The organism is Lentibacillus saliphilus, assembly GCF_019093865.1.
In the GTDB taxonomy this organism is placed as follows: domain Bacteria; phylum Bacillota; class Bacilli; order Bacillales; family Amphibacillaceae; genus Lentibacillus_B; species Lentibacillus_B saliphilus.
Genome location: NZ_JABJXD010000004.1, coordinates 86,570 through 99,020, shown reverse-complemented (window position 1 = coordinate 99,020; position 12,451 = coordinate 86,570). Strand labels below are relative to the sequence as shown.

Sequence of the window (12,451 nt, the reverse complement as noted above, 5' to 3'; positions counted from 1 at the left end):
TGTTATAATCTCCTTCATCATTTAGTCCATTATGTATTTCGACTCTCGAATAAAAAAATCCTGCTTAGCCATCAACTTATTTTTCTCGAATACAATAAATCATACGGATATGCGTGAGGCGGATGAGATTGAACTGTGATCATATGTTTTTGTGTTGGATGCTCAAAAGACAGCTCATGCGCCCAAAGTGCGATTTGCTGCCCTGGTTTGTTCATATGCGCACCATACTTTTGATCACCGTAAATGGGTGTGCCTTCATGAGAGAGCTGAACTCTAATCTGATGTGGTCGGCCTGTGTCCAGCTGAACTTCTAGAAGGCTCAACCCCTCCGTATGAGCAATTGTATGATATATCAATCTCGCATCCTTCGCTTTTTTAGTCTTCTTTGGTACGACGTGGACCTTGTTCTTTCTATGATCCTTTAAAAGTGTGTGCTCTAAAACACCTTTTTGAACAGCCGGCTTCCCGCGGACAACCGCTAAATATGTCCGTTCAAATACCCCACGCCTGATCGAATCGGATAGACGTGATGCCGCCTTTGACGTTTTCGCAAACACCATAACACCGCCAACCGGACGATCAAGACGATGCACAAGACCTAAAAATACATTACCTGGCTTTTGATAGCGTTCTTTAATATCCACTTTCAAAAGTGAGAGCATATCAGAATCACCCGTCTGATCCGCCTGCACAGGTATGTTGACAGGCTTCTCCACAACAAGAACATGATTATCCTCATACAAAATTGGTATGTCCAAGCCACTTCCCCCTTCTATATGATTCTATCCTTCTTTCTGTTGACTTTGAATAAATAACACTTCTATCACGCCAACGATCCCAGCGACTCCAACGGCAAGTGCACCACTCGGCTCCCAATGGACACCTACCATTAATGCCACTCCTGTCAGTATAATGACCCGGAACACGAAGACCATAACTGCTTTTGAGATTATCCGATCGTTTCGGAAAAACGTCTCGGCGATCCCTTCTATGACACTATCAATTGTGAACAAGTAAACAAGATAGGCGATTGAGATTACTATAAGCTTACCAGTACTGATCTCAAATGCAAAGATCATTGTAACAAGATTCGTTGATCCAAATATCGCAAACAGAAACAATCCAATGACGAAAGTTGGCACAAGCGCTAAAAGAGCTGAAGCAAAACAGATATGTACTAGGCTTGATAGCCCGTCTTTCGTATTCTCTCTCTTCAAAACAAACATAAATAATAATGAAAATGACACCAAAAACAGAATGCCAAAAAGAACGAATAATGGCATGTATGAACCCCCATCTATTAAAATTGACCATTATCCATCATACTTCACCATGTTCATGATTGAAAGTATCGAGCACAAACCAATTTTTATCATTATGATGGATACCATTAGCTACACGTCATCGACTGACATATTTAGCTCAGCGATATCGTTCAGATGGGGCTTCTTTATCCTGCAAGAATCTTTATCCATAGCTGTCGCGTTCGCGGACCATCAAACTCACAAAAATAAAGACTTTGCCACGTTCCAAATAATAAACGTCCGTCAGAAATGATTACCGTTTCACTTGCACCTATGACAGATGACTTCATATGACCGTCTGAGTTACCCTCCATATGAATATAGTCTCGCTTATTCGGAAATGTATGGTCGAGACCAAGCTTTAAATCCGTTTTTACATCTGGATCAGCATTTTCATTGATCGTAATGCCAGCCGTTGTATGAGGACAATACACCACCATAATTCCCTCTGCTACACCACTTTTTTGGAGAGCATCCTCAGCGTATACATCTATATTAATAAATGCTTGCTTCTCGTCTGTTGAAATGTTGTACTCGTACAGTCCATTTTTCATCTTTGTTACCCCCTTCCATACTATCGATTAACCTAGCACCTCTTACATGGTGAGCCTTTTAGCGAAAATGCGCTTAACAAAAGGTTCCTTTTGATTGGTATACTGGATAATTCCATAACTCGATTGGCTGGCATAGGTCCTTTTAAGTGCCGCATATTCCTCGCGTGCATCTTCATGATCATTCAAATAATCACGAAAGAAAATGAGATTCTGCCACAAATCTCCTTCATAATTGACGATATGTAGAAAATGGGTTTTCGTCGTAAATGTGTGATCTGTAAATTTGGCACAGACAATTTCATTGGGCCGCTCGACTTTTATACGTAGGAAGCCTGCTTTTTTTAAGTTATGAAAAAAAACAGGTTCAATATAGTTAATGTCATCAACACCTACGAGTATATCAATAATCGGCTTCGCTGGCATATCTTTAATGGCTGTACTACCGATATGTGCAATGCGTTCTTCTGCCATAAGCGTCTGTGCTTGAAGCACTCTTTTGACGTCCTTAAATTGTCCTTGCCAATCTGGTTGATGATCAACAAGTCGCACTTCATCTTTTTTTAGACCTAAATTCATTTCATCACTCCAAAACATTTATAAAACACGCCCTCCCCCTATCCTAAAGCAGACCTAGAGCGATTCATAGTCTGCAAATTTCAGAGGCTATGTGGTATAATATAATAGGAATATTCACATAAGTGATAGTCAGCATACACCTATCACAAACAAAAGCATCCCTCTTTAATTCCTCCTTCATCTAGTATATTCTTAAACAGTACGCTATCATTTCAACTATAATTGGGGGAATCATCATGAGCATGAAAAAAGCACTCACACTTGCTGGGTCCGACTCCAGCGGTGGTGCAGGCATACAGGCAGATTTAAAAACATTCCAAGAACATGGCGTTTATGGTATGAACGCCCTCACATCTATTGTCACGATGGATCCAGAGCAAAGCTGGAAGCACGGCGTATTTCCAATCGATGTTCATATCGTAGAAAAACAGCTCGATACAATTTTGTCTGTTGAAGTAGATGCGATGAAAACAGGAATGCTCGGTTCTGTTGACATTATTGAGCTTGGCGCTAAAAAAATAGATGACTATCAGTTAGAGAAATTCGTTCTTGATCCTGTCATGGTATGTAAAGGTGAAGATGAAGTGCTTCAGCCGGAAAATACGGAAGCGATGCGCGACTTACTTTTGCCAAGAGCGATGATTACGACTCCAAATCTATTTGAAGCGGGGCAACTAGCTGGTATTGGCCGCGTTAAAACCATTGACGGCATGAAAGAGGCTGCTGGTATAATTCATGAATTAGGCGCTAAAAACGTTGTCATCAAAGGCGGAAAAGGGCTGGATCATGATAAAGCAATCGATCTGTTCTATGATGGTACGACATTCGAGCTAATTGAACAAGATAAGATTGACACAACATACAATCACGGAGCAGGTTGTACATTTGCTGCCGCCATTACGGCTAACCTTGCACAAGGCATGTCGGTAAAGGATGCAGTGGTTTCTGCTAAATCATTTGTTACGGCTGCGATTAAACATGGCTGGAAGCTAAACAGATACGTTGGTCCCGTTATGCATGGTGCATACAACCGATTCGAAAAATAATATCTTAACAAGGGGAGATCAAGCATCTCCTCTTTTTTGTTGCCTACAAAAGAAAGAGGTGCGCTCATCAAAACTCAATGAGCACACCTCTTTTCACTTTATTTTTTATAACGCCATGCCTCAAAAATTCTTAGAGACTATCGTCACAGTACTTTATTTAAATGACTCCAGCTGCTCTTGCAGTTCTGTCATAATTTTTGCTGCTTCTTCCCATTTGCCTTCTGAGAGCGCCTTCTGATAGGCGTCAAACTGCTCAGCAAATTCGCGAAGCTGTGCCTCTGCACCGACGATCGGATCTTCTGTTTCTGCTTCACCTTCGTCTTCACCAGTACCGTTTTCTTCAGGAGTATCCTCTTCTGGCGACGTATCCTGTTCATCATCCGCACTTTCTGGATCAGCAAGGGACAGTATTTTATCCAGCGCCTGGTCAAATGACGGCTCCATAACGATGTGATCGTCATAGGCCATAATTACCTGCTTCACCTCAGGTAACGATGTCTCATTTGATGATTCAATATAAACTGGCTCAACATAGAAAACCGTATCCTCAATTGGGATCGCAAGTAGATTTCCGCGAATAACCTTTGACCCACCTTGTGACCAGAGGTTCAACTCTTTAGAAATGTCACTGTCCTGATTAATTCGGTTCTCTATTTGCTGTGGCCCGTATATATTTTTCTGCTTTGGAAAACGATAGACGAATTTCTCGCCGTAATTCTCACCATCATTACGTACACCCATCCAAGCGATCATGTTCTGACGCTTCTTCGGTGTATACGGCATCATGAGAATAAACTCTTCCTCATCTGCTTCGGGCATTTTCATTGTAATGTAGTAAGGTTCCATTTCAATGTCTTCATTAAAGTATTTCTCTGTCGGGAATTGCCAGTAGTCCTCACGGTTATAGAACACTTCTAAATTGGACATATGGTAAGTCCCATACATAGCAGCTTGAATTTTAAACAAACGCTCTGGATAGCGGAAGTGTGCGCGTACATCATCCGGAATCTCTTTTGTGAACAGCTCAGGGAACATATTGTTGTAAGTTTTCATCAACGGTTCATCCTGATCAACTGCATAAAAATCAACTTCACCTGTATATGCGTCAATAACAACTTTAACAGAGTTTCTAATATAGCTTTCCCCGCGTTTATAAGGCTCTGCATATGGATAGCGCTCACCTGTTAAGTACGCGTCCATCATCCATGCGAGTGTGCCGTCTTCACGGACGAAAATGTAAGGATCTTCATCATACTCGAAAAACGGTGCGATACGATTGACACGGTCAACGATGTTACGCGTATCGAGCAATTCACTTTCATCGGTAATTTGATCAGATACAAGCATACGGAACGAGCCTTCACTCAAAGCGAATAAATAGCGATTAATCCCTTTTAGTGGGATACCTGAATCTGCTTCGAAGCGGCTTGAGACGTTTTCGCCACCTGATGGATAATCAAATTCATCGACCTTACTCTTTACAATAACGTTCGGATAGTCTTCTTCACCAAAGTAAATTTGTGGGCGCTCAATATCCATGATCCCTTTTGGTGGAATATCCTCCATCATATATTTTGGTTGTCCTTGTGGCGTCACTTCATTTACATGACTCATCGCGACACCATAGCCATGTGTATAGCGTAAATAACGGTTCACCCATGTTTGAGCCTGATCCGGTAAATTATTCATACTTAATTCACGGGCACCAATAAACACCTGTTCATAATTACCGTCAATTTCATAACGGTCAATGTCAACATCATGGAAATTATAATACGTTCTAATCGTCTGCAGCTGATTATACACCTCAAGAAGTGGGCGTACATCATTCACACGAATGTTATCAATCGTATCAACATTACGATCAACCATCTCCTGATTCAGCGTCGATTCACTTGGATGCTCCATTTCATCAATGTCAGCTAGTTGATACGCTTCACGTGTATAATTTAAGTTTTGTTCAAGATAAGGTGTTTCTTTAGAAAATTCATTTGGAGATACGATAAAGTTTTGCACAACGACTGACGCAGCCTGACCGACAATGACAAGTCCGAAATATAAGGCAATCGGAACAATCGCTGTTTTAATACGTCCTCGCACAAGCAAGATGATGAGCCAAATGGTGCCAATGACTGCTGCCCCAGCTAGTACATATGCTTTTGGAATGTTGATAACATCATCGGTATAGCTTAAGCCATACACAGCACTTTCTTGAAAGAGACTAACTTGATTTGTCAATAACGTCTCATAAGGAGCCAATGCATGCATCCCAGCCAACAACAGTCCGATAATACCTAAAGTCATACCCATATGAATTTGGGCTGATCGGTTAAGACGCCACATGTTAAAGACAGAGTAAGCACCAATTTCAAGTAACAAGAAAAATACGGCCAATCCAAGAACGAGCGATATTGCAAATTTCAATAAAGGCAACACAAACATATAAAACGAAATATCTAGATTAAAATGGGGGTCTGTGATGCCGAATGATTCATAGTTCAAGAATTTTAATGCGCGTTCCCAACCAACACCTTGCAAAATACTGCTACCGACCAAACCGACAACGGTTGAAGCCGCAAGTAAAACAAGTGTCGCTAATTTACGGTTTAGGAATAACGGATGCAGCTGAACTTTGTCAAAATGACTTAAATACGTCCGACGAATCCAAAATAACGTCATATAGGTCGCTATTCCGTATATAACAAAACCAGCCACCCCAAGAATGACCTTACTTCCGAGCACCGTCTTAAATACGTCGCCAAACCCGATCGTGTCCATCCAAATATAATCGACTAACAGGTTGTTAGCGATGATACCACCAATGACGAGCAATAATATAATGGCTACTGTATAGCCGATGCGCTTAATTTTTTTGCGCCATTTTTCCAATTCCTGTTTATTAAATGATTGATTAAAATCCACTACGTCTCCCCCAATAAAAATTGTTATTCAATCTTGATGAGCTAGGTCAACACATTAATGTCTATTGTACAGTTTAACATACGATTCACATCGACATAAGTTTCAGCTACAAAAAAAGCAATGTATGACCATTCCTTTAACAGCTCATACTTATATTGTGTGAGTTTTAATTAGAAAGTTAATTAGAATGGAGGTCCCTCAATGCTACAGCTGAATACGGAGCTTGAAGGCAAACAGACCTTTTTCGGGCCTGCTTTTAACTTGTTAAAAGCAAATGGTTATGCATTGTGTAGTAGTTGGCAGTATGACAGAGCATACTTTGACGGGACTCTTTGGCGACAGGGAAGCGAGACACTTTACATTAGACTGCCATTTCATGTTGTATCAGGTATGCTCGAAGATGGTGATGCACTGATTGAATTCCAAACACCTTACATGATTAAACACGTTGTTAACATTGGACTCGATAGAGATGGCCATGAACTGTTAACAGCTGGAGGACTCAGTCAATTCCAGGAGCCTTTAGACACAGATGGGCAAATCACACAAAAAAACAAATGGCTGCACGAAGGCGAGCAAGCAATCAACTATATCGTTGGTCGCCTTGACCAGCTCCACACCTCCTAAAGGGTTTTTAACAAAAAAACCTTTCACTAGACGAGCATTAAAGGGGATTTATTATGTTTTCTTTTCGCGGGGATGCACACAAAATCTATTTACAATTAAAACAAAAAAATGATATTAAAAACGACCGCCAACTGAAGGAAACAGCTGACATCAAATCATTTTACCAATCTATTGACAGCGAGACGCTCAGACTGATTCATTACAGAATGATTAAAGAGCAAAATGGTCTTGGTATCATCCCGCTTTATGTAACATCAATTCCGTGGCTGCTTTTTTTATTTTCTAGTAAGTTGCAAGATGTCCTATTTCAGAACGGGAATATTCTTTGGTTGATATTTGTCACGGTTTACTTAATACTTCTTACAGCTAGCACGTTTTTTCATTTTAAGGAAAAAGCTTGGGCGGCTCTACATATCGAGATGATTAAGGACATCCTTCACTACAGAGATAAAGACGATCTTTCATAACAGTAATGAAAAAACGAACAATACGACCCGCTCCGGGAGTATTGTTCGTTTTTTTAGTTAAACTTTTAAGTCCTAGTCTTTTATATAACCTAATCAACTGATGGTCTGGCTGTTAAGTGCCTATTCAGTTGATAGCTTTTTTGTATATTGTTTATAGTAGAAAAATCCGGCTACAGCCCATGCAATCATAAAGATCATGGATGGCGTACTCAATCGCCCTGGAGAAAATGGCAATATGAGTAATCCAATAAAGCTGACGCTAATAAGAACGCCGACAAACGACAGATACTTATCCCAGCGGTTTAACGCCTTTTTAAAACTAATATAGCAGACGTACAAATAAGCAATCGCTGCTAATAAAGACGACATATCTACAATATAAATTATGACTTCACGGCCAAACCAAGGTGCCAGCAAGCTGAGCAAAGTCACGAATTTTATACTATTGACATTCACATCTCTTTGATTTTTCTTTTGATATTTGGCACTGAATAAACGATACCTTGACAACGATGTCAGTAATTTACTGCTGCTAATCATAAACCCGTTAATGCCGCCTGATACAGCTGTCATTAATGCAACGACCAATAACAAAAATCCAATCATGCCGACATGATCCATCACAGCTGTTCCAAGCGCCCAATCATGCTGTACAGCCTGTTCAGGTGTGAAGGCAAGTGCTGTTATGACATTGAGGATCGTATATACGATAATTCCGGAAGAGATTGAAAAAATAGCGACCCGTGTTGCTTTTTCAGGCTTGAATTTTAAATCTGTTGCAACCTGGGGGATGATATCAAACCCGACAAAAAGAAACGGAACGATCGCAATCACCTTGGCAATTTCACTGAAACTAAAGTTATAATGCGCAATATACGTTTCTGTTAAATTGTCTGTTCCAGTTCCAAACAGCATCGCGACGAGCACAATTAAAATATTGCTGACCAAAAATAACACCATCACGTTTTGCACATTAGAGCTTTTACGCAGCCCTTTAATATTAATCCACGCAAACAAAATGATGACGGCACTCGCCAGTATGACTTCAGTTAAATAGACAGGATATCCAGCAACGTCATACAAATAGACAAAGGCGATATTTGAACCGAACATTATTTTCATAACGAGTACAAAGGCTGTTGCATTTAACGGCACAATGCTTAAATAACATAAGATCAAAGACCATCCTACAATAAACCCGTGCTTTTTTCCCATACTTTTATATGCATAGGAAAATTCTCCGCCGTCCTCGCCATGCTGTTGCATCATTATGTGGTAGCCCTTTTGGATGAAAATAATGGCTAGCCCACCGATGAACAGACCGATCGCTGTATTAATAACACCGGATTCATGGAGAAATTTCACACCTGGTAGTGTGAAAGATCCCCATCCGATAATTGATCCGAGTACCAAGCTTAATATGTCATAACGGTTTAGCTTATTGTCCATATATCATCAACATCATTTGAAGTTATAGTCTGTTACAATTTTTTCCCTGTCGTTTACTTGGTCATTAAAGTATTCATATAAGCTAATGCCTAAGAATGAACCTGATATATTCGTTACATTTTCAAAACCAAGGTGCTGTAATGCCATGACAGCATTGTAGCTACGCTGACTTGTACGGCAGTGTAAATAAACAGGCTGATCTTTAGGGATTTCGTCTAAACGGTCACGAATCTCACTCAACGGAATGTTGACAGCATTTTTCAAATGACCTTGAGCATATTCATGTTTTTCCCTAACATCAACAATATATGCGCCGTTTTCGACCAGTTCACGCACTTGAGTTACAGGAACTTGTTTAAAATCACCGTTCAAGATATTCAATCCGACCAACGCTGCAAAGTTTACAACGTCCTTAGCAGTACCGAACATTGGTGAATAGCATAGTTCAAGCTCTTTCAAGTCCTCAAGCGTACCACCCATTGTAATCATTGTCGCAATAACATCGATACGCTTATCGACATTACCCTTACCGATTGCTTGAGCACCGAGGATTTTGCCCGTTGGGTATTCATAAAGCAATTTAAAATGAAGTGGATTGCTTTCAGGCATTAAACCAACTTTATCTCCTGGAATAATATAGACAAAGTCATACTGAATGCCAGCTTTCTGAGCATCTTTTTCATTGAGTCCAGTTGAAGCAGCATTTTGATCAAAAACATGAATACATGATGACCCAATGACACCTGTATTTCGGTGAGGGCGATTGTACATATGATCTGCTGCAGCTCTTGCTTGACGCTGTGCCGGACCAGCCAAAGCCAATCTCGTTGGCTTGTGCGTTAACTTATGATACACCTCAATTGCATCACCAACTGCATAAATTGATTGATCGCTTGTAAGGTAATTGTGATCTACTTTAATGCCGCCAGTTTCACCAAGCTCAAGACCAGCTTCTGTTGCAAGTGTTGTTTCAGGTTTTACCCCAATTGCAAGAACAACTGCGTCTGCAGCAATAGTTTTACCTGATTGTAATTCAATCGAGCCTTCTTCAACTTTGGCGAGTCCATCACTCAATACCAAGTCAACGCCCTTGTCCATCATTTCTTTATGCAAGAGCTGTGCCATGTCATAGTCGAATGGCGCCATAATTTGGTTCGCAAACTCAACCAATGACACGTTGTAGCCAGCCATATTTAGGTTTTCAGCAACTTCAACACCGATAAACCCACCACCAATAACAGCAACGTTCTTGATACCTTCTTGTTGGACATAAGCGTTCAATTTAGCGATGTCAACAACATTTCGAACAGTAAACACATTAGGGCCATCAATGCCTTCCAACGGTGGAACAATTGGATTAGCCCCTGGTGATAATACTAGATGGTCATAGCTTTCATCATAGAGCTCGCCAGTTTCGAGATTTTTAATCGTGATCGTCTTTTCATCACGGTTAATTTTAACGACTTCACTACTTACACGTGCTTCGATATTATATTGCTTCTTGAATTGCTGTGGGCTCATAAGAACGAGATCATCACTATTTTCAACAATGCCACTTAAATGAAACGGTAAAGCACAGTTTGAAAATGACACATGTGGGCCTCTTTCAAACATGATGACATCTGCGTGCTCATCCAATCTTCTTGCTCTAGCTGCTACAGATGCACCACCTGCGACACCGCCAACAATCAATATTTTTTTACTCATTATGTTGTCTTCCCTTCTAGAAAGTAATTTAAGACTAATTACATTGTACGCTCAAACGCTCACAGACACCTCATAATCTGCCTGTCATATTTCTGTCAAATTTACATTACCAATTAACGGTAGAAAAATCGTTTTGAGAACATATTACCTAAAATGGCACCTAGCGCTAAGAATACGAAGAAAATCCAACCTGACAATGAGAAGTTGGCAATTGGTGTATACAAAGCACCAACGTTACAACCGTTAGACAATCTTGTGCCAACACCCATGAGTAAACCACCGACTGCAAAAATCATAATTTCTTTTCCCTGAATATGGCGACCAGCATTAAACATATTCTTAAATTTGCCAGCCATTAATAGATAGATTAATGTACCTGCTAAAATACCAAAGTTTTGCACAGACACACCATGTTCAAAGAATGGCAAGATATATGGATCAGCAGGCATGATTGTGAATTCCGCAATTGCGTCAGGAGACACACCGAAAGCCATTAATAATTTACCAAACCAAAGGCCATAAGGTGTTGATGCACCCCAACCCGCTTTTGTAACACCCATTAATAGAACGAATAATGCACTTAGAACCACTGCACCTTGCGTTAATGTCCAAGGCTTAACAAATAAACGATTGTAAGTTGTAGCACTCAATAATTTGTAATCTTTACTATCGAAGTCATCAGGCTGTTCTTGCATCTTTTCCGTGAAATGACCGCTGTACGTATTCTTTTCCTTGCGATATTTTTCATAGCGGTAAGCAAGGTAAACAGCAACACCACAAAGTAGAGCCGTTACTAAAAGAGCACCTAAATAACCACCGACACCATCCCATTTAAATAGATCTGGTAAATAAACACCACCAGAAAGCTTTTCTCCTACTTCAGTTGTAAACAATGAATTTTGTACCCAACCTGCACTATGCTGGATCGGAAACGCAATAAACACACCAAAACCGAAGAATAAAAGTGTGATCAGTGCTCTTGGCAAACCTGTCACCAAGTCCGTCAAAACACCTGATGCACAGCAAGCCGAAAATGACATGCCAAATCCGAATAAAAGTCCACCTAAAAGCAAACCTAGGTTAATTGGATTAACCCATAAATCATAACTCGCTGGATCTGCATTAAATAAAAACGCTGTTGTCATTAAAGTAGAAATAAAGAACATTAAAACCATTGCTCTTAACAATTTTGTAGAACCTGTTGCATATGCACGATTAATACTGCCAGCAAAGCCTGTAAATGCACGAGATAGCGCATAACCTAAACCAACGCCAACCAAAAGTCTAAAGAATAGCATATCTGATTTGAGGTAAAAGTGACCAAACATAAGAACTAAAATAATAGCAACAAAACCAAAGATATACTCGCCTTTGACCGCACCTAGTCCTTTACTTTGATTGACAGGTTGTTTCACGTTTGCTTCCATCTTGATGTCCCCCTTTAAGGTTCATTTAGTTTGTGATATATTTCACATTCTTATTATAAAACTGTAGAGTTTAAATAGCAATATGCACAACGCGTTGTTCAAAATGTCGACAAAAATACCCGTACTGGTAATAATTACTAACAATTATTATGTGAAGTATTTAACATGTTGAGCCGAACGCATAAATTAAAGTTCAGACGGATAAAACATAAAAGTAACGTATATATCCAATTCAGTCCGCATATATTGATATCCGCGCGCATAACACATAAAAGTGCCGCATAACAGTAACCAAAGCCGCATAACCTCTAGATCCGCCGCATATCCAGCCTAGCCGCTCGCCGCCCGCACCTCCCCAGCCTAGATATCTCT

General features: G+C 40.2%; 11 protein-coding genes. 3 read left to right on the top strand and 8 right to left on the bottom strand.

What is annotated here, in order from left to right; genetic code table 11:
- Positions 1-71 precede the first annotated feature (71 nt).
- The 4 genes from HPC67_RS08655 to HPC67_RS08640 form a co-directional block, all read right to left on the bottom strand.
- Complete coding sequence (locus HPC67_RS08655; protein ID WP_217587196.1) at positions 72-758, bottom strand: RluA family pseudouridine synthase; 687 nt, start codon at positions 756-758, stop codon at positions 72-74.
- Positions 759-782: 24 nt separating this feature from the next.
- On the bottom strand, positions 783-1,283 hold the full coding sequence (locus tag HPC67_RS08650) for a hypothetical protein (protein ID WP_217587194.1): 501 nt from the start codon (positions 1,281-1,283) through the stop codon (positions 783-785).
- Between the two features lie 167 nt (positions 1,284-1,450).
- A complete protein-coding gene (locus HPC67_RS08645; RefSeq protein WP_217587192.1) occupies positions 1,451-1,858 on the bottom strand; it encodes a secondary thiamine-phosphate synthase enzyme YjbQ in 408 nt (135 codons plus the stop codon).
- A 42-nt stretch (positions 1,859-1,900) separates the two neighbouring features.
- Positions 1,901-2,434, bottom strand: coding sequence for a GrpB family protein (locus tag HPC67_RS08640; protein WP_217587191.1), 534 nt, complete (start codon positions 2,432-2,434; stop codon positions 1,901-1,903).
- A gap of 236 nt (positions 2,435-2,670) precedes the next feature.
- On the opposite strand from HPC67_RS08640, the gene pdxK reads away from it, so the two are divergent.
- On the top strand, positions 2,671-3,480 hold the full coding sequence (gene pdxK / locus HPC67_RS08635; RefSeq protein WP_217587190.1) for a pyridoxine/pyridoxal/pyridoxamine kinase: 810 nt from the start codon (positions 2,671-2,673) through the stop codon (positions 3,478-3,480).
- Positions 3,481-3,633: 153 nt separating this feature from the next.
- Here pdxK and HPC67_RS08630 read toward each other — a convergent pair whose 3' ends face one another.
- A complete protein-coding gene (locus HPC67_RS08630) occupies positions 3,634-6,402 on the bottom strand; it encodes a UPF0182 family membrane protein (protein ID WP_217587189.1) in 2,769 nt (922 codons plus the stop codon).
- 201 nt (positions 6,403-6,603) lie between these two features.
- Between HPC67_RS08630 and HPC67_RS08625 the strand changes: the two genes are divergently transcribed.
- Positions 6,604-7,029 (top strand): YugN family protein, encoded by a 426-nt coding sequence (locus HPC67_RS08625; RefSeq protein WP_217587188.1) that lies wholly within the window; start codon positions 6,604-6,606, stop codon positions 7,027-7,029.
- A 53-nt stretch (positions 7,030-7,082) separates the two neighbouring features.
- A complete protein-coding gene (locus tag HPC67_RS08620) occupies positions 7,083-7,496 on the top strand; it encodes a hypothetical protein (RefSeq protein ID WP_217587187.1) in 414 nt (137 codons plus the stop codon).
- Positions 7,497-7,616: 120 nt separating this feature from the next.
- On the opposite strand, the gene HPC67_RS08615 is transcribed toward HPC67_RS08620, so the two are convergent.
- The 3 genes from HPC67_RS08615 to HPC67_RS08605 form a co-directional block, all read right to left on the bottom strand.
- Positions 7,617-8,945 carry an APC family permease gene (locus HPC67_RS08615; RefSeq protein ID WP_217587186.1) on the bottom strand — a complete coding sequence of 443 codons (1,329 nt, stop codon included), beginning with the start codon at positions 8,943-8,945 and terminating at the stop codon, positions 7,617-7,619.
- A 12-nt stretch (positions 8,946-8,957) separates the two neighbouring features.
- Complete coding sequence (locus tag HPC67_RS08610) at positions 8,958-10,652, bottom strand: FAD-dependent oxidoreductase (RefSeq protein ID WP_217587184.1); 1,695 nt, start codon at positions 10,650-10,652, stop codon at positions 8,958-8,960.
- A 113-nt stretch (positions 10,653-10,765) separates the two neighbouring features.
- Positions 10,766-12,079 carry a YeeE/YedE family protein gene (locus HPC67_RS08605; RefSeq protein ID WP_217587182.1) on the bottom strand — a complete coding sequence of 438 codons (1,314 nt, stop codon included), beginning with the start codon at positions 12,077-12,079 and terminating at the stop codon, positions 10,766-10,768.
- Between the last annotated feature and the right edge of the window lie 372 nt (positions 12,080-12,451).